Source organism: Terrabacter sp. Root85 (assembly GCF_001429185.1).
GTDB lineage: Bacteria > Actinomycetota > Actinomycetes > Actinomycetales > Dermatophilaceae > Terrabacter.
In genome coordinates this window covers 69,957-88,608 of the sequence record NZ_LMIW01000011.1, presented here as the reverse complement: position 1 = coordinate 88,608, position 18,652 = coordinate 69,957, and the positions used below count along the sequence as shown (strand labels likewise).

13 protein-coding genes and 1 tRNA gene are annotated in these 18,652 nt (G+C 72.5%); 2 read left to right on the top strand and 12 right to left on the bottom strand.

The window, feature by feature from the left end; all coding sequences use genetic code 11:
* The gene (eno, locus tag ASE25_RS16675; protein ID WP_020144939.1) at positions 1 to 1,302 is read right to left on the bottom strand and encodes a phosphopyruvate hydratase; all 1,302 of its coding nucleotides are present in this window, start codon (positions 1,300 to 1,302) and stop codon (positions 1 to 3) included.
* 406 nt (positions 1,303 to 1,708) lie between these two features.
* On the opposite strand from eno, the gene ASE25_RS16670 reads away from it, so the two are divergent.
* Positions 1,709 to 3,145 (top strand): sugar transferase, encoded by a 1,437-nt coding sequence (locus ASE25_RS16670; protein WP_082619915.1) that lies wholly within the window; start codon positions 1,709 to 1,711, stop codon positions 3,143 to 3,145.
* A 112-nt stretch (positions 3,146 to 3,257) separates the two neighbouring features.
* Here ASE25_RS16670 and ASE25_RS16665 read toward each other — a convergent pair whose 3' ends face one another.
* The 7 genes from ASE25_RS16665 to ASE25_RS16635 all read right to left on the bottom strand — a co-directional run bounded on the left by ASE25_RS16665 (position 3,258) and on the right by ASE25_RS16635 (position 12,643).
* On the bottom strand, positions 3,258 to 4,283 hold the full coding sequence (locus ASE25_RS16665) for a MazG family protein (protein WP_056826730.1): 1,026 nt from the start codon (positions 4,281 to 4,283) through the stop codon (positions 3,258 to 3,260).
* A gap of 19 nt (positions 4,284 to 4,302) precedes the next feature.
* Entirely contained in the window at positions 4,303 to 4,833 is a 531-nt protein-coding gene (locus ASE25_RS16660) for a hypothetical protein (protein WP_056826729.1), read from the bottom strand.
* 66 nt (positions 4,834 to 4,899) lie between these two features.
* The gene (gene mfd / locus ASE25_RS16655; RefSeq protein ID WP_056826728.1) at positions 4,900 to 8,580 is read right to left on the bottom strand and encodes a transcription-repair coupling factor; all 3,681 of its coding nucleotides are present in this window, start codon (positions 8,578 to 8,580) and stop codon (positions 4,900 to 4,902) included.
* A gap of 101 nt (positions 8,581 to 8,681) precedes the next feature.
* Positions 8,682 to 9,275, bottom strand: coding sequence for an aminoacyl-tRNA hydrolase (gene pth, locus ASE25_RS16650; protein WP_056778006.1), 594 nt, complete (start codon positions 9,273 to 9,275; stop codon positions 8,682 to 8,684).
* 155 nt (positions 9,276 to 9,430) lie between these two features.
* On the bottom strand, positions 9,431 to 10,117 hold the full coding sequence (locus ASE25_RS16645) for a 50S ribosomal protein L25/general stress protein Ctc (RefSeq protein ID WP_056778004.1): 687 nt from the start codon (positions 10,115 to 10,117) through the stop codon (positions 9,431 to 9,433).
* Between the two features lie 279 nt (positions 10,118 to 10,396).
* Positions 10,397 to 11,527 carry a metallophosphoesterase gene (locus ASE25_RS16640; RefSeq protein WP_082622939.1) on the bottom strand — a complete coding sequence of 377 codons (1,131 nt, stop codon included), beginning with the start codon at positions 11,525 to 11,527 and terminating at the stop codon, positions 10,397 to 10,399.
* A 66-nt stretch (positions 11,528 to 11,593) separates the two neighbouring features.
* Positions 11,594 to 12,643: a DMT family transporter gene (locus tag ASE25_RS16635; protein WP_056826726.1), complete on the bottom strand. Its 1,050-nt coding sequence runs from the start codon at positions 12,641 to 12,643 to the stop codon at positions 11,594 to 11,596.
* Positions 12,644 to 12,752: 109 nt separating this feature from the next.
* Here ASE25_RS16635 and ASE25_RS16630 point away from each other — a divergent pair, with 109 nt between their 5' ends.
* Positions 12,753 to 13,313: an ABATE domain-containing protein gene (locus tag ASE25_RS16630; protein WP_056826725.1), complete on the top strand. Its 561-nt coding sequence runs from the start codon at positions 12,753 to 12,755 to the stop codon at positions 13,311 to 13,313.
* Positions 13,314 to 13,388: 75 nt separating this feature from the next.
* Here ASE25_RS16630 and ASE25_RS16625 read toward each other — a convergent pair whose 3' ends face one another.
* The 4 genes from ASE25_RS16625 to ASE25_RS16610 form a co-directional block, all read right to left on the bottom strand.
* On the bottom strand, positions 13,389 to 14,369 hold the full coding sequence (locus ASE25_RS16625) for a ribose-phosphate diphosphokinase (RefSeq protein ID WP_056777991.1): 981 nt from the start codon (positions 14,367 to 14,369) through the stop codon (positions 13,389 to 13,391).
* Positions 14,366 to 15,898, bottom strand: a complete 1,533-nt coding sequence (gene glmU, locus ASE25_RS16620) for a bifunctional UDP-N-acetylglucosamine diphosphorylase/glucosamine-1-phosphate N-acetyltransferase GlmU (RefSeq protein WP_056826724.1) — start codon at positions 15,896 to 15,898, stop codon at positions 14,366 to 14,368. Before glmU ends, ASE25_RS16625 begins: the two co-directional genes overlap by 4 nt.
* A gap of 392 nt (positions 15,899 to 16,290) precedes the next feature.
* Positions 16,291 to 16,369, bottom strand: a tRNA-Gln gene (locus tag ASE25_RS16615).
* Positions 16,370 to 16,423: 54 nt separating this feature from the next.
* On the bottom strand, positions 16,424 to 18,652 hold the full coding sequence (locus tag ASE25_RS16610; RefSeq protein WP_056826723.1) for a sigma-70 family RNA polymerase sigma factor: 2,229 nt from the start codon (positions 18,650 to 18,652) through the stop codon (positions 16,424 to 16,426).

Here is an 18,652-nt window from a genome sequence, read left to right as displayed (position 1 = left end):
TCAGCCCTCGGCGCCGAAGCGGCTCGCGTCGAAGCGCGGGAAGGCGCCCGTGCCGGCGTAGACGGCGGCGTCGTCGAGCTCCTCCTCGATGCGCAGCAGCTGGTTGTACTTGGCGACGCGCTCGGACCGGGCCGGGGCACCGGTCTTGATCTGACCGCAGTTGGTGGCGACGGCGAGGTCGGCGATCGTGACGTCCTCGGTCTCGCCGGAACGGTGGCTCATCATGCAGCGGTAGCCGTTGCTCTGCGCGAGCGTCACGGCGTCGAGCGTCTCGGTGAGCGTGCCGATCTGGTTGACCTTGACGAGCAGCGCGTTGGCGGTGCCGGTCGAGATACCGCGACCGAGTCGCTCGGGGTTGGTGACGAAGAGGTCGTCGCCGACGATCTGCACCTTGGAGCCGAGCAGGTCGGTCATGGACTTCCAGCCGTCCCAGTCCTCCTCGTTGAGGGGGTCCTCGATGGAGACGAGCGGGTAGGCCTCGACGAGCTCGGCGTAGTAGGCGATCATCTCGTCGGCCGACTTGCTCGCGCCCTCGAAGGCGTAGGAGCCGTCCTCGAAGAACTCGGACGCCGCGACGTCGAGCGCGAGGGCGATGTCACGGCCCGGCTCGTAGCCGGCGGCCTTGATCGCCTCGAGGATGAGGTCGAGGGCGGCACGGTTGGACTCGAGGTTCGGGGCGAAGCCGCCCTCGTCGCCGAGGCCGGTCGCGAGACCGCGCTCGTGCAGGACCTTCTTGAGCGCGTGGTAGACCTCGGCGCCCCAGCGCACGGCCTCGCGGAAGGTGGGCGCGCCGACGGGCGCGATCATGAACTCCTGGATGTCGACGTTGGAGTCGGCGTGCGACCCACCGTTGAGGATGTTCATCATCGGGACCGGGAGCACGTGGGCGTTCGGGCCACCGACGTAGCGGAAGAGCGGCAGGCCGGCCGACTCGGCGGCGGCGTGCGCGACGGCGAGCGAGACGCCGAGGATCGCGTTGGCGCCGAGGTTCTCCTTGTTGGCGGAGCCGTCGAGCGCCATCATCTCAGCGTCGATGAGGCGCTGCTCGCTCGCGTCGAAGCCGACGAGGCGCGGGTTGATCTCCTCGATGACCGCGTCGACGGCCTGCTCGACGCCCTTGCCGAGGTAGCGGCCCTTGTCGCCGTCACGCCGCTCGGACGCCTCGAAGGCCCCGGTCGAGGCGCCCGACGGGACGGCCGCGCGAGCGAACGTGCCGTCGTCGAGACGGATCTCGACCTCGACGGTGGGGTTGCCGCGCGAGTCCAGGATCTCGCGGGCGCCAATCTCCTCAATGCTGGCCACTTGGCTCTCCTGTGCTGGTGCTGCTCATGGGTGCTCATGGAGTGCTCGGCGCGGACGAGTCGCAGCGCTGCGAACCCCCCGCGCACCGAGCACAGGTGCTGGGGACGAGCCTAGCCCGTGGGGTCTCCGGGCCGGTGGAGCGACCCGGCATACGGGCAGGTGGAAGGGCACGTGGGGCAGACCGGGACGTATCGGGCACGGGGACAAACCGGGGTCCTTCCGACCAAACATTTTTACTACTTCCTTACCAAAGGCTGACCGGGAGAAGGCATACTCACAACTAGCCATCCGGGGGGGTGGAGCTGGTCGTGAATAGGGCACCAGTGGGTGCCGGGGGTGGGGTGTTGTCATGGGTCAACCCATGCGCGAGTCGGGGGTTGTTCTACTGAATGTGAGCGCGCGTCCGGTGACGCAGCCGCTCAGCGAGAGGGGCCGGGGACAGCGTCTGCTGCAGCTCGGGATCGCCGGTGGTGACCTGGTCATCATCACGGCGGCGACCGCGCTGGCGGCCGTCGGACGCACGAGTCTCGACGTCTTCAACGCCGCGAACGACGTCAACCAGGTCGCCCAGTCGGTCGGCCTGTGGATCGTCGCCGCGTGGATGGTCGCCAACCTCGCGCTCGGGACGTACACGAGCAGCCACCTGGGGGTCGGCACGATCGAGTACGCCCGGGTGTGCAGCGCGGCCGGCCTCACGGCCGGGGCCATCGGGATCCTCAGCTACCTGACGAAGTTCAACCTCTCGCGAGGCTTCTTCGTGCTGATCTTCGCGATCGGGGTCCCGCTCGTGCTGCTCTGGCGGTGGTACGCCCGCCGGCTCGTGCACCGGGCCCACGCCCACGGCCACCTGCTGACCCGGGTCCTCATCTCGGGCTCGGCCTCACACGTCGACGACGTCGCCGCGGTGCTCGAGCGCGAGACGTGGCTCGGCTACCGCATCGTCGGCGCGCTGACGCCCTCGTCGCACCCGACCGCGGCCACCCCGCGCGGCGTGCCGGTCGTCGGGAACACCGGGCAGACCGCGGAGTCGGTCATCGCCGAGAAGGCCGACATGGTCGTCTTCACCGAGGGCGCGTTCCCCTCGGCCGTCGACTTCCGCCGCATCGCGTGGGACCTCGAGGGCCACCACGTGCAGATGGCGGTCGTCCCCAGCCTCAGCGACATCAGCTCGGGGCGGATGGCGATGCGCCCGGTCGGCGGACTGCCCCTGGTCCACGTCGAGCAGCCGCAGAGCCTGGGCGCCTCACGTGGCCTCAAGCGCGCCTTCGACTTCGCCGGAGCGACGCTCCTGCTGCTCGTCGCGGCGCCCCTGATGATCCTCGTCGCGATCGCCACCAAGCTCCAGGACGGCGGACCGATCCTCTTCCGGCAGACCCGCGTCGGCCGCGACGGCGAGCTCTTCGAGTGCCTCAAGTTCCGCAGCATGGTCATCGACGCCGAGGCCAGGCTCTCCGGCATCTCGCACCTGAACCAGAACGCCGACGGCGTCCTCTTCAAGGCCCAGGCCGACCCGCGCATCACCCGGGTCGGCGCGTTCATCCGCCGCTACTCCATCGACGAGCTGCCCCAGCTGATCAACGTCGTCAACGGCGACATGAGCCTCGTCGGCCCCCGACCCGCCCTACCGGCCGAGGTGCGTCGCTACGTGCCCGACGTCCAGCGCCGCCTCCACGTCAGACCCGGCGTGACCGGCCTCTGGCAGGTCTCCGGACGCAGCGACCTGTCCTGGGAGGACACCGTGCGCCTCGACCTCTACTACGTCGACAACTGGTCCATCGTCCAGGACCTGTCGATCATGGCCAAGACCATCCACGCTGTCTTCGCCTCGCGCGGCGCCTACTGACGCGCATCCTCTGCCCGGTGAGGGCCGCGCCACCGCACCCCGGTGACGTGGCCCTCACCGTTCGTCCGGCGTGGGCCGGCACGACCCCGAGGGCGTATGCCGTCCGGCCGGCTCAGGCGTCGGCGTCGGCGTCGGCGTCGAGGTCTGCGTCGGCGTCGGAGTCGGCGTCCGGGTGCGTGCTGGCCGCGCTGGCGGCCTCCAGAGCGCGCAGGGTCTGGCGGAGGGCGGCCTCCGCGTCGATGCCCTCGGCCCGTGCCGTGCGGACGAGGTCGAGCAGCTGCGCACCGAGCCCCCCACCGGCGACGGCGGCGTCGACGAGGTCCTCGCGGCCCGCGCGACGCAGGCGGGAGACGTACTTCTCGGCCCGGGCCAGGGCCGGCAGCGAGCTCGGGACGCCCTCGACCGGGTGGGTGCGGTGCTGCTTCTCGTCGGCCTTGATCGACTCCCAGTTGGCCTCGACGGCGTCGGCCGTGTCGGCCTCGACGTCGGCGAAGACGTGCGGGTGTCGCCGGACGAGCTTGTCGACGAGACCGCCGGCGACGTCGTCGATGTCGAACGGCTCGCTCGGGTGCTCCTGCGCCACGCGGGACTGGAACGCGATCTGCAGCAGCAGGTCGCCGAGCTCCTCCTGCATGTGCGATGGATCGCCGCTCTCGATGGCCTCGATGGCCTCGTGCGCCTCCTCGAGGAGGTAGGGCACGAGGGAGTCGTGGGTCTGCTTCGCGTCCCAGGGGCAGCCTCCGGGTGACCGGAGCCGGTCCATGACGGCGACGACGTCGAGCAGCCGGGCACCGGGCACGTCGAACGAGCCGATGAGCAGCTCGACCTCGGGCGGCTCGGGCAGCCGGGTCACCTCGACGGCGACGGCGTCGCTGAGGCCGGGGTCACCGTCGGAGGAGCCGACCCACACGACGTCACCCGCCTCGGAGGCGGTGACGAGGTCGCGCGCGAGGTCGGCCGGGTGACCGTCCTCGCGGGGAAGCACCGCGATGCCGGCCTCGACGAGCGCGGCGACCAGCGGCTCGTCGGGACGGCCCCACACGGCATACGCCCGCTCGAGGCTCTGCCACGCCTCACGGGTCAGCAGACCCGGGGCGATGCGTGGGGTCGTGACGAGCAGGACGACGCGGGCGGTCACGACGGAGGGCTGCGGAGGTCTACTGGGCCGTGGCCGGGGCGGTGACCGGGGCGGTGTTGCCGCCCGGCTTGACCCAGTTGGGCGTCTGCTGACCGATGGTGAAGTAGACGGGCCCCTCGGCGGACTGCACGACGGAGCCGTACTTGGGGTTGACGCTGATGTCGGCCTTCTTGAGGTCGGCGCGGTAGGCGGCGACGTCGGCGGGCGTCATCTTCTGCGACTGGATGAGGGCGACCGCCGCGACGAACTCCTTCGTCGTGTCGGTGGCGTCGGGGATGGAGGAGATGACCGATGCGTACGTCTCGTCGGGCTTCCAGCTGCCGGACTTGCCGACGACGTCCTTGAGCAGGGGCGCCGCGACGAGGGCGGTGACGACGATGTTCTCGGCGAAGTCGAGCTTGGCCGCCTTGAGCTGGTCGTACGTCTCACGCACGTCGGACTCGTGGATGACCTCGCCGTTGACGACGGCGGCGGCCTGCTGGCGCGTCTCGAAACCGCACCCGCCGAGCAGCGACACGGCGCCGAGCGCGGCGATGCCGACGACAGCCACGCGCTTCGCGGGTTGAGCAGACCAAGCCTTCACTGATTTCCTCCTCTGGCGGATGCGTCTGACATCCTACGGTGCTGCCACGCGGGTTTTCGCCGCGCCCGACGAAGCGCCCGCCGAGGCCCTGGCCGCGGCTCCCGACGCGGCGGCGATGTCGTCGAGCAGGACGGCCGTGATGAGCTGCCGTGCCCACGTCAGCACCTCGACGTCGCGGAGCGGCTTGCCACCCACCCGGGCCGTCATCGGGACCGGGACGAGGATGGTGCCGAGGGCGTCCTTGACGAGCGTGCCCGGGTAGAGGCGCATGAGCCGCAGCTGCTGGCTCTCGCGGAGGTCCTTGACCGGGCCGAAGCGCACGACCTTGCCCTGCACGCCGATGTCACCGATGCGCGCCTCGCGGGCCACGACGCGCAGCCGCGCGACCTCGAGGAGGTTCTCGACGGGCTTCGGCGGTGCGCCGTAGCGGTCGCGCAGCTCGGCCTCGATCTCGTCGACGGCCTCGAACGTCTCGACCGTCGCGAGCTTCTTGTACGCCTCGAGACGCAGCCGCTCCCCCGGCACGTAGTCGTGCGGCAGGTGCGCGTCGACGGGCAGCTCGATCTTGATCTCGGCCGGCAGGTCGACTGCGTCGCCGCGGAAGTCGGACACGGCCTCACCGATGAGCCGCACGTAGAGGTCGAACCCGACGCCCTGGATGTGGCCGGACTGCTCGCCGCCCAGCAGGTTGCCGGCGCCGCGGATCTCGAGGTCCTTCATGGCCACGGCCATGCCCGAGCCGAGGTCGGTGTTGCTGGCGATGGTGCGCAGACGGTCGTGCGCCGTCTCGGTCATCGGCTTCTCGGGCGGGTAGAGGAAGTAGGCGTAGGCCCGCTCGCGACCACGGCCGACGCGACCGCGGAGCTGGTGCAGCTGGGACAGGCCGAGGACGTCCGAGCGCTCGACGATGAGGGTGTTGGCGTTGGAGATGTCGAGGCCGGTCTCGACGATCGTCGTGCAGACGAGCACGTCGAAGCGCTTCTCCCAGAAGTCCTCGACGACCTGCTCGAGCTTGTGCTCGCCCATCTGGCCGTGCGCGGTGGCGATGCGCGCCTCGGGGACGAGCTCGCGCAGGCGTGCCGCCGCCCTCTCGATGCTGCTCACCTTGTTGTGCACGAAGAAGACCTGGCCCTCGCGCAGCAGCTCGCGGCGCACCGCCGCCGTGATCTGCTTCTCGTCGTAGGCGCCGACGAAGGTCAGCACCGGGTGGCGCTCCTCGGGCGGCGTTGCGAGCGTGGACATCTCGCGGATGCCGGTGACGGCCATCTCGAGCGTGCGCGGGATCGGCGTGGCCGACATCGACAGGACGTCGACAGCCGTGCGCATCGTCTTGAGCAGCTCCTTGTGCTCGACGCCGAAGCGCTGCTCCTCGTCGATGATGACGAGCCCGAGGTCCTTGAACGTGACGTCCTTGGCGAGCAGGCGGTGCGTGCCGATGACGAGGTCGATGGTGCCGTCGGCCATCCCGGCCATGACGTCCTTGGCCTCCTTGTCGCTCTGGAAGCGGGAGAGGGAGGCGACCTTGACCGGGAACTGCGAGTAGCGCTCGGCGAAGGTCTGCTGGTGCTGGCTCACGAGCAGGGTCGTCGGCACGAGGACCGCGACCTGCTTGCCGTCCTGGATGGCCTTGAACGCCGCGCGAACGGCGATCTCGGTCTTGCCGTAGCCGACGTCGCCGCAGATGAGCCGGTCCATCGGGACCTGCTTCTCCATGTCGGCCTTGACCTCGTCGATGCTGATCAGCTGGTCCGGGGTCTCGACGTAGGCGAAGGCGTCCTCGAGCTCGCGCTGCCACGGGGTGTCGGGCGCGAAGGCGTGTCCCTTCGTGGCCTGGCGGGCGCTGTAGAGACGGATGAGGTCGGCCGCGATCTGCTTGACGTAGCGCTTGGCCCGCGACTTCGTCTTGGACCAGTCGGAGCCACCCATCTTGTTGAGGGTGGGCTCCTCGCCACCGACGTACTTCGTCACCTGGTCGAGCTGGTCGGTGGGGACGAAGAGACGGTCACCGGGCTGGCCCCGCTTGCCCGGGGCGTACTCGATGACGAGGTACTCGCGGGTCGCGCCGGCGACGGTGCGCTGCATCATCTCGACGAAGCGGCCGACACCGTGCTGCTCGTGGACGACGTGGTCACCGGGGCGCAGCTGCAGCGGGTCGACCTGGTTGCGGCGCCGCGACGGCATACGACGCATGTCCTTGGTGGACGTGCCGCTGCCGGGCTGCCCGGTGAGGTCGCTCTCGGTGAGCACCTCGACGCGGGCGCCCTCGTGGACGAAGCCGCGGCCGAGCGTGGCGGTCGTGACGTGGACCCAGCCCGGCTCGAGCGCGTCGTCGCGGGTGGTGTCGAGGGGACGCACGGCGACCTCGTGCTCGCCCAGCACCTCGGCGACGCGCTTGGCGAGGCCGGGGCCCTCGGTGACGACGGCGACGGCCCAGCCGTCGGCGACCCGCTCGCGCAGGTGCTCGACGGCGCGGTCGGTGTCGCCGCGGAAGGCCTCGGGGTCGGTGGTGCGCACGGCGAGGCGCTCGTCGACGTCGTCGTCCTCGATGACGAGGTCGGCGTCGGCCGCGAAGGGCGTCAGCGTCCACCAGGGGCGACCGGACCGCTCGGCGAGGGCACGGACGTCGGCGAGCGACCAGTAGGACGCACTGCCGAGCAGCGACTGGAGGTCGACGGGCACCTGGTTGCCGGCGGCGGCGTTGGCCCAGCTCGCCTCGAGGAACTCCTCGCTCGTCGCGACGAGGTCGTGGGCGCGGCGGCGGACCCGCTCGGGGTCGGCGAGCAGCACGATCGAGCGCTCGGGCAGGACGTCGAGCACCGACTCCATGCCGTCGACGAGCGCCGGGGCGAGGGACTCCATGCCCTCGACGGCGATGCCCTCGGCGACCTTCGACAGCATCTCGGCGACACCGGGCAGCTGGTCGGCGAGGGCCCGCGCCCGGGCGCGCACGTCGTCGGTGAGCAGCAGCTCGCGGCAGGGCGGGGCCCAGAGCCCGTGGTCGGCGATCTCGAGGGAGCGCTGGTCGGCGACCTTGAACCAGCGGACCTCCTCGACGGTGTCGCCCCAGAACTCGATGCGGACCGGGTGCTCCTCGGTCGGCGGGAAGACGTCGAGGATGCCTCCTCGCACGGCGAACTCGCCGCGTCGCTCGACGAGGTCGGTGCGGGTGTAGGCGGCGCCGACGAGGGCGTCGACGACGTCCTCGAGAGGGCGCTCGTCGCCGGCACGCAGCGCGACGGGCACGAGGTCGCCGAGCCCCTTGGTCAGGGGCTGGAGGACGGCGCGCACGGGTGCCACCACGACCGAGAGCGGGCCGTATGCCGGGTCGTCGGGATCGGGGTGGGCGAGCCGCCGCAGCACGGCCAGTCGCCGACCCACGGTGTCGCTGCGGGGCGAGAGGCGCTCGTGTGGCAGGGTCTCCCACGACGGGAAGACGGCGATGCGGTCGGCGGGGAGGAAGAGGCCCAGGGCGCTCGCGAGGTCGTCGGCCTCGCGCGTCGTCGCCGTGACGACGACGAGCGGGGCGGGCTCGGTGGCCGACGGGTCGGCCGACGCGGCTGCGGACCCGTCGGCCCGCTGGGCCAGCGCAGCGACGAGGAACGGCCGGGTGCCGTCGCTCGCGGAGACGTCGACGAGACGGGCCCGCCCGACCTGGTCGAGGACGTGGCGGACATCGGGAAGCGCCCTGAAGGCGGACAGCAGTGGGTGCGGCATCAGGTCCTCCAGTCTAGGTCGGTGCGGCGACAGCCGTGACGCCGGTGCGGTCGCCCGCTCGGTGGAGGTCGAAGGGCCGCGGGCCCGAGGGTCACGGGCCGTCAGCGTGGTGCGTGGAAGCGCTGCTGGGCGTCGAGCAGCCCGACCTCGATGAGCGCCTCGACGGCATCGGCCCCCTCGTCGACGAGGAACGGCAGCACCTCGGTGCGCTCGGCCTTGGAGAAGTCCTTGAGCACGAAGTCGGCCGGGTCCTGGCGGCCGGGCGGGCGCCCGATGCCCAGGCGGACGCGAAGGTAGTCACGGGTCCCGAGCGAGCGCGAGATGGAGCGCAGCCCGTTGTGGCCGCCCTCACCGCCACCCTGCTTGAGCCGGACGAGGCCCGCGTCGATGTCGAGCTCGTCGTGCAGCACGACGATGTGGTCGGTGGGCACGTCGTAGTACTTCGCGAGCCCCGCGACGGCCGACCCCGACTCGTTCATGAACATCGAGGGGACGGCGAGGACCACCTTGGGGCCGCCGACCCGCAGGCGCGCCTCGGCGACGCGGGCCCGGGCGGCCTTGTGCGCCTTGAACGTGGCCCGACCACCCGTCGCCCGACCGGCGACCTCCTCGACCGTCATGGCGCCGACGTTGTGCCGGTTGCCGGCGTATCCGGGCCCGGGGTTGCCGAGTCCGACGACGAGCCAGGTGTCCATGCGGTCCTCGATCGGTGGGTGCTGGGTGGGCGACGAGCCCGCGGGTCAGGGGCGGTCGTGCTGGTGGTGCGGGCACGGGCCCCGCCGAGCCGGAGCTCGGGCGGGACCCGTGGACGCGTGGTGTGGCGCGCGGCGCCACGGAAGGGAGAGGAGGCTCAGGCCTCGTCGCCCTCGGCCTTGGCGTCGTCGCCCTCGGCGGACTCGCCCTCGGCGGCGGCCTCGGCGGCCTCCTCGTCGGACTCCTCGCGCTCGATGCCGGCCTCGGCCTCGGCCTCGGCGAGCTCGGCCTCGAGGGCCTCGGCGGAGATGGCCTGCGTCACGTTGACGACGAGAGCCTCCTCGTCGGTGACGAGCGTCGCGCCCTCGGGCAGCTCGACGGCGCCGGCGAGGATCTGCGTGCCGGCCTCGAGGCCCTCGACGGAGACGACGACGTTCTCGGGGATGTTCGTGGCGAGCGCCTCGACCTGGAGCGTGTTGTGGTCGAGCGTGACGACGGTCTCGGGAGCGGCCTCGCCCTCGAGGTGCACGGCGACGTCGACGGTGACCTTCTCGCCCTTGCGGACGACGACGAGGTCGACGTGGTCGATGACCGGCTTGATGGCGTCGCGCTGGACGTCCTTGGCGAGAGCGAGCTGCTCCTTGCCGTCGACGACGATCGTCAGCAGCGCGTTGGCCTGCTTGAGGGCCATCATCGTGTCGTGGCCGGGCAGCGAGATGTGCACGGGCTCGGTGCCGTGGCCGTACATGACGGCGGGGATGTTGCCGGCGCGGCGGATCTTGCGGGCGGCGCCCTTGCCGAAGTCGGTGCGCTTCTCGGCGACGAGCTTGGTGTTGTCGGACACGGGGGTCTCCTGGGTATCTCGGATGAGGCGGTCTCTGTGGTCGGCCTCGACGCGGGACGACGCGCGGTTTTCGGCAGTGACGGAGCGGGACGGTCGTTCAGGGCCGCACGCAGAGGCGAACCCGACCATGAAGTGCTCCACGTCAGGCCACCGCGTCGATCACGGACCTCGTCACGCCCTGCCGTGGCAGCCGTGCACCGTCCCTCGCCGAGGCAACTGCTCGATCTTACGGGACGGACGCCCGGGCGGTGAAATCCACGGCCCACGCACGTTCGTGGGTCACAGGGAGGGCGTACGCCGGAGCACCCATGAGTCCGTGAAGCTGCCTCCCGCTCCGCGCACGAAGGAGAAGCGCAGCTCGTCGGGCGTGACGCGCAGGTCGGCGAAGCCGTAGGTCGGGTCGGTGCCGGCGCCCGAGGTGGCGGCGAAGTAGCCGCGCTCGGGGTCGGTGGCCGCGACCTCGCGCAGGGCCACGCCACCGGTCCCGACCGTGGCGAAGACGGTGCCCGCTCCGGTGACCATGGACGTGTCGGCGTCGGCGACGCACGCCGGCGAGTACGACCCGACGGCGACGCGCGCGCACCCCGCGCCCTCGTGCAGCTGCTTCGTGCGCTGGTAGAGGTGCTCGTGACCGGACAGCACGAGGTCGACGCGCTTGGAGACGAGCAGGTGCTGGAGGTCGGGCCCGCTCGAGCAGCCGTAGCGGCCCATCGAGAGGCACGGTTCGTGCATGGCCACGACGACCCAGCGGATGCCGGCCCGCCGCGCTCCGTCGATGGCCGCCGCGGTCCACGCGTAGCGGGCCGACCCCGCCGCATAGCTCCACGTGCCGTCGGGGAAGGTGAGCCCCGGCGAGACGAGCACCACGCGGACGAGCGGGCTCGAGCGCGGAAGGTCGACGTAGTACTGGCGGGCGTAGTCCCCGACACCGCCGAGGCGGTCGGGCAGGCAGCTCGCGAAGCGGTCGATGGAGCCGTTGGTGCCGTTGCTCTCGTGGTTGCCGGAGAGCAGCTCGAACGGGAACGACGTGCCGACGCGCGAGGTCACGAAGGAGCACCACGCGCTCTCCCCGCCCGGGGACCCGTAGGAGAGGTCGCCGAGGGCCAGGTGCGCATCGGAGCCGGAGAACGACAAGGCCCGGAGCACGCCACCGGTCGTCGCGACGTTCGCGGCGTAGTCACCGGCCGCGGTCAGGTGCACGCGCGCCGAGGGCGCAGGAGCCCCGGCGGTGCCGGGCGGTCGCAGGCCGCCCGTCGGCGGCGGCGCCACAGACGCCGACGGGCCCGGGCCGGACGTCAGAGCGGCCACGGAGGGAGGCCGGTCGGTGGTCGGGGACGGCGCGGTGCAGGCGGCGGCGCCCGCCAGGGCGAGCATCCCCAGCCCGCACACCACGCCGCGACGCCACTGCATGCGGTCACTCTAGGGCGCGCCCGGCGGACCCGGCGCCAGGACCGAGCGGAGTGCGAGGGTGGGAGGCTAGGGCCGCGCGGCCGGCCCGGTGACGGGCTCGTCGACGACGAGACGGGGGCCGCGGGACTCGTCCGCCCGGACCGCCACGAGGCCGCCGACGATGAGCAGTCCGCCGACGAGCTGGACCGGCGTCGGCAGCTCGGCCAGGACGAGCCACGCGAAGAGCACCGCGAAGAGCACCTCGGTCAGAGCCACGAAGGAGGCCACCTTGGGGCCGAGCATCCGCACGGCCGCGATGCCGGTGACGTAGGCGAAGGCGGCGGCGACGATCGCGATGACGAGGACCGGCACCCACCAGTCGACGACGACGCCGCCGAGCGGCACGCGTGCCGCCCCCCGGGACATGTCGAGCACGCCGACCAGCCCCGCGAGGCCGAGCGACGCCGCACCCACCACGAGGCCACCGCCGGCGAGGGCGAGCGGCGGCACGTCGTCGTCGACGTGGTCGGCGAGCAGGAAGTAGAGCACGAGGCAGACGGCGGCACCGAGCCCCCAGAGCACCCCGACGACGTTGATGCTCGCGCCTCCGCCCACGACGTCGAGGACGAGGAGCAGCCCGGCCACGGCGAGCGCCACACCGGCGAGCGTGAGGGGGCGCGGGGCCTGCCGGTGGCGCAGCCAGAGCCAGCCGACGATGAGCACCGGCGCGAGGTACTCGAGCAGCAGGGCCACCCCGACCGAGAGGTGCGTCACGGCGTTGAAGTACGCGAGCTGGCAGCCGGCGACACCGGTGAGGCCGTAGCCCACGACGACCCAGCCGTTGCGGCGCAGCGCCGCCCACCGGCCGCGCAGCGACCACAGGGCAGGGCCGAGGATGACGACGGCGGCCAGGGTGATGCGCATCGTCACGACGGCACCGGGCGACCAGCCACCGATGAGCAGCGACTTGCCGAAGGCACCGGACGTCGCGAAGGCCGCGGCCGACGCGAGGGCGACCCCGAGGCCGACGAGCGGGTGGCGGGTCGGCCGCGACAGGGGCACCGCAGCCCCGTCCGTCTTGCCGCTCCCCACGGCGCCGACCACCGCAGGCTCTCCGACCACGACCCGCTCCACCATGACAGTTCCTTGCCGCTCCCGCCGACGGGCTCGCGTCGAGCGAGCATCATGTCAGCACCAAAATTGATTACACTCATGACGGTAGCGACCGCATCCGTCAGGAGTCAACATGCTTTTCACCCATGACACCGATGTCGCCCTCGCCGCTGCCGCAGCCCTCGTCAACACGATGCCGGGCTCGGTCCCCGGCGACGGTGACCCCGACCGCCTGACCTCCCTCGAGGAGCTCGAGTCGCTCTACCGCGACCAGGGGTGGACCGGCCGCTTCGACCGCGACGCCGCTGAGCTCGCAGCGGTCCGGGCGCTGCGGCCCCGGCTGCGCGGCTTCTGGGACGAGGACGAGGCCGGCGTCGTGACCCTCGTCAACGAGCTGCTCGCCGAGGCCCGCGCCGTCCCCCAGCTCGTCGACCACGACGACGTGGGCTGGCACGTCCACGCCACCCCGTCCGATGCCCCGCTCGCCCGACGGATGGCCGTCGAGGCCGCGATCGCGGTCATCGACGTCGTGCGCGCCGGAGAGCTCGCGCGGCTGCGCGTCTGCGAGGCCGCCGACTGCGACGACGTCGTCGTCGACCTCTCCCGCAACCGCTCGCGTCGCTTCTGCGAGGGCGGCTGCGCGGCACGCGCCCACACCGCCGCCTACCGCGCCCGCCGCGCCGCGCACGCCTGAGGACCCATCACGCACGGAGGGCGTATGCCGCCGGGTGGGTCCCGGCGGCATACGCCCTCGTCGTGTGGTGGCCGCTCAGGCCTTGCCGTCGAAGAGGCTCGTCACCGAGCCGTCCTCGAAGACCTCGCGGATCGCCATCGAGACGAGCGGCGCGATCGACAGGACCTCGAGCTTGTCGAAGCGGCGGTCGTCGGGGATCGGGAGCGTGTTCGTGACGATGACCTCCTCGACCTTGCAGGCCTTGAGGCGGTCGACGGCCGGGCCCGAGAGGATCGCGTGCGTCGCGGCGATGATGACCCCGGCGGCACCCTGGTCCATGAGCGCGTCGGCGGCCTTGGTGATGGTGCCGGCCGTGTCGATCATGTCGTCGACGAGCACGCAGACGCGGCCCTTGATCTCACCGACGACGCGGTTGGCGACGACCTCGTTGGGCCGGTTGATGTCGCGCGTCTTGTGGATGAAGGCGAGCGGAGCGCCGCCGAGGCGTGAGCTCCAGTCCTCGGCGACCTTGATGCGCCCGGCGTCGGGCGAGACGACGGCGAGGTCGAGGTGGCCGTACTTCCTGCCGACGTAGTCGGCGAGGATCGGCATCGCCATGAGGTGGTCGACGGGGCCGTCGAAGAAGCCCTGGATCTGCGCGGTGTGCAGGTCGATCGCCATGAGCCGGTCGGCGCCGGCCGTCTTGAACAGGTCGGCCATGAGGCGGGCCGAGATCGGCTCGCGGCCACGGTGCTTCTTGTCCTGACGGGCGTAGCCGTAGAAGGGCAGGACGACGGTGATGCGCTTGGCGGAGGCCCGCTTCAGCGCGTCGATCATGATGAGCTGCTCCATGATCCACTCGTTGATCGGAGCGGTGTGGCTCTGGATGACGAACGCGTCGGAGCCGCGGACGGACTCCTCGTAGCGGACGTAGATCTCGCCGTTGGCGAAGTCGTAGGCCGACGTCGGGACGAGGTCGGTGCCGAGCGCCGCGGCGACCTCCTGCGCGAGCTGCGGGTGGGCCCGGCCGGAGAAGACCATGAGGTGCTTCTCGGTCGCCTTGTTGATGCCGCTCATCGCTGGGCGTCCTTCGTCTCGGAGGTCTGCGCGGGGGTCTGCTCTGAGGTCGGCTCTGACGTCGGCTCTGAGGTCCGCTCGGGGGTCTGCGCCGGGGTGGCCTGCCCCTGCGCGGCCCGGGCGGCCTCGTCGGTCTTCGTGCCGGCCCGGCGTCGGGCCACCCAGCCGTCGACGTTGCGCTGCTGCGCGCGGGTCACGGCGAGCTGTCCCGGGGCGACGTCGCTGACGACGGCCGATCCCGCGGCGACGTAGGCGCCGTCGGCGATCGTCCGGGGCGCGACGATGACCGAGTTGCTGCCGACGAAGCTGTGCGCCCCGACGTTCGTGTGGCCCTTCGTGACGCCGTCGTAGTTGGCGAAGATCGTGCCGGCGCCGATGTTGGCGCCCTCGCCGATCGTCGCGTCGCCGCAGTAGGTCAGGTGCGGCACCTTGGCGCCCGCGCCGATGTCGGCGTTCTTCGTCTCGACGAAGCCGCCGATCTTGCCCTTCGCCCCGAGTCGCGTCCCGGGTCGCAGGTAGGAGAAGGGCCCGACGGTGGCGCCGGGCCCGATCTCGGCGAGCTCGGCCTGGGTCCGCACGACGCTCGCACCGTCACCGACCTCGACGTCGGTCAGCGTCGTGTCGGGGCCGATGACGCAGTCGCGGCCGATCGTGCTGGCGCCGAGGATCTGCGTGCCGGGGCGCACGACGGTGTCGGGCCCGATCGTCACGTCGGCGTCGAGCCACGTCGTCGCCGGGTCGATGACGATCGCGCCGTCGCGCATGGCCTGCTCGACGGTGCGGCGGTTGAGCTCGGCACCGAGACGGGCCAGCTGCACCTTGTCGTTGACACCCTCGGTCTGCCAGAGGTCGGCGACGAGGTGCGCGCGCACCCCGAGGCCCCGGCCACGGGCGATGGCGATGACGTCGGTGAGGTACTTCTCGCCCTGCGCGTTGTCGGTGCCCACCTCGGAGAGGGCCTCGCGCAGGACCGCCGCGTCGAACGCGTACAGGCCGCTGTTGACCTCGCGGATCGCGCGCTGCTCCTCGTCGGCGTCCTTCTGCTCGACGATCGCGACGACCGAGCCCTCCGCGTCACGGATGACGCGGCCGTAGCCCGTGGGGTCCTCGAGAGTCGCCGTGATGACGGTGACGGCACTGCCGGACGCGTGGTGCGCCGCGACGAGTCCCTCGAGGGTCGCGCTCGTCAGCAGCGGCACGTCGCCGTAGGTGACGACCACGGTGCCGGCGAGGTCGCCGGGCAGCGCCTCGAGCGCGCACTCCACGGCGCGGCCGGTCCCCTTGACGTCGTCCTGGTCGGCGACGACCGCCTCGGGGTCGACCTGCCCCACGTGCTCGGCGACGCGGTCGCGCTCGTGGCGCACGACGACGGCGAGGTGGTGCGGGCTCGTGCCCCGGGCCGCCCGGATCGCGTGGGCCACGAGACTGCGGCCCCCGATCGTGTGGAGGACCTTGGGGGTCGTGGACTTCATGCGTGTGCCCTCACCGGCGGCGAGGACGATCACGGCGGTCGGCCGTAGATCGCTCACAGGGCGCAGCTCCTTTTTGGATCGGGGTGCACTCGGGTGCGGACGACCCCGGCCCACGCGGGCGCCGGGGTGCGCCTCGGCCATGCTACTCGTGGGGAGCGAGGGTGCCGCCCCGGCCACGGGCGCGCCGTGACCCCACTCACATCGACGTCCCGCGCGACGGCGTATGCCGGGTGGCACACGGCGCCGGTCGGGTGCCGGGCGCCGGACGGCGCCGATCTCTGCCAACCGTGCGACCATGGGAGGACGGGCCCGTCAGTCCCCCCTAAGTTGGCGGACCCGGGGCTGGCTCTGGCACCAACTCCCTGCCGAGCGGCCAAGGCGTCGCTCGACCGCGAACCCCCACGCACGTCGGGCGACGCCGCTCGTCCGAGGACCGTCACCGGCCCCTGCTCCCCGGGCAGGAGTCGAACCTGCGTCGCTTGTCCTGATTCAAAGTCAGGCGGGCCCTGCCGGCAGACCAACCGGGGATCGTCGTGGACGTGGACAGGGTAGTGCAGGACCCCGGGTCGCTCCGTCGCGGACTCATGCACCTGCTGGGTGCGCGTCGCCGGTCGGCGTCTCCGGCGTCGGGTCGGCGGTCGGCGGACCGTCGGAGCCGTGGGCCGTGGCGGCGACGACGGACGTCGGATCGGCCGGCGGATCGGCCGGTTGGTCGGCTCCTGGACCGGTCGAACGCAGCTGGCCGTTCTCGGCCGCGGGGCTGGACACCGCGTTCGTCGCCGTGGGGTCCGCCGAGTCTCCGCCAGCCGGAGCGGAGACAGGGTCCGAGGTCGAGGATCCCGAATCGCCTTGAGCCGGAGCAGGATCCGTGGGTGTCGGGTCGGATGGAGCCGGGTCCGAAGGTGCCGGGTCCGAAGGTGCCGGGTCGACCGGCGTCGGGTCGACAGGCGTCGCGTCTGACGGAGCCGCGGGCGCCGGATCCACGGGCGTCGGGTCGGCAGGCGTCGCGTCGGAGGGTGCCGGTGCGTCGGGTGCCGGAGCGGCAGGTGCCGAGGGTGCAGGCGCTGGGTCGACGGGTGTCGGGTCGGACGGCGCGGGGTCCGCGGGTGCCGGAGCAGCAGGTGCCGGAGCAGCAGGGGCCGGGTCCGCAGGTGGCGGGGGTGCAGGGGCTGGGTCCACGGGCGTCGCGTCGGACGGCGCCGAGACCGCGGGCGCCGGATCGGTCGGCGCGGGATCGGTCGGCGCGGGATCGGTCGGCGCGGGGTCGGCGGGCGCAGGGAGGAGTGCGAGGTGGAGCACGTCGACGGGAGTCGTGCCGACGTCCGCCGCGACCCCTGAGCCCGGCGTGAGCACCGCCGTGGCGCCGTCGACCGAGGTGACGACCGACGTCGTCGTCGTACCGAGGTCGTGCGCCGCCGCCGGTGCGACCGAGAGGCCGAGCCCCACGACGAGGCCGGCCATCGCGGTGGCGAGGGGTGGCCCGATCGCCGTCCCGGCCAGGATCGACCCGCCCGTCAACGCGGCGACGGGAGTGACGATGGCCGCGCTCGAGACGAGGGCGGTGGTCCCGGCCACGCCCGCCGCGGCCGGCACCGCGAGGACGGCGCCGCCCGCCCCCGCGCAAGTGGCCGTACCGGCGGCGGCCGTACCGGCGGCGGTGGCGGCAGACACGGAGGTCGCTCCCGTGGTCAGGCCCGCTCCTGCAGCCGCGCCGGATGCCGTCGCGCCGGCACCGCTCGCGGTGAGCGTGCCGCCGAGACCGGCGCTGCCCGCGGCGGCGCCTCCGACGGTGGACCCGGCGCCGACCGAGGCGACGGCGCTCGTGCCCGCTGCACCCGCGCCGGCCGTTCCACCCGCAGCACCGGCACCCGCCGTGGCACCCGTCGTGGCACCCGTCGTGGCACCCGTCGTGGCACCCGTCGTGGCACCCGTCGTCGCACCCGTCGTCGCACCAGTGGTCGCACCCGTCGTGCTCGACCCGGCCAGAGAAGCGAACGCCCCCGCGGGCAGTCCGGCGAGCATCGTCGCTCCGGCCGCGAAGAGGAGCGGACCGGTCAGTGCACCGAACCCGTCGTAGACGCGCTGCAGCTCCCCGGCGAGTCCCGACTCGCGAGGACAGCTGGCCAGGTGCGCTTCGACGCGCGCCCGCTGCCGCTCCGTCAGTCGGCCCCGGACGTGACCGCTGAGATGGTCGAGGGTCCAGCGGCAGTCGCGCGCGTCGCAGACCGGCACCCGGCGCCGCACCCAGGAGTCGAGATAGCGGTCCCGGAGCTCGTCACGAGCGCGCTTCGCGCGCGCGCTGGCCACGTTGGCCGAGACACCGAGCTCGGGAGCGACCACCCGCGGCGGATGGCCCTCGACCATCGTCTGCCAGAGCAGCCGTCGGTCACCCTCGCTCAACCGGAGAAAGGCCTCTCGGACCAGGTCGGTGTCGACGCCCTGCGCGCTGAGGGCCGACAGTCCTTCGTCGGGGCCGGGCAGCAGGTCGAGGTCCGTCGTCGACGTCGGGACGACGCTCATCTCGCGACGGATCGCGTCGACGCCGACGGTGCGTACCGTCGACACGAAGTACGCCCGGAAGTTCGACGACGGTCCCCGCCCCTCGCTCAGGAGACGGAAGAGGCGGGCGGAGGCCTCGGCCACCAGGTCCTCGGCGGACACGCGGCCGCGGTACGGCGTCGCGGCGGCGTGGGCGGCGGGCAGGTGCCTGCGCCAGAGGGCCGCGAAGGCCTCCTCGTCGCCCGATCGCGCCCGCGCGAGCAGCACGACATCGGACTCCTCGACCCCGGCCGTCGCGTGTGCGCCGGTCAT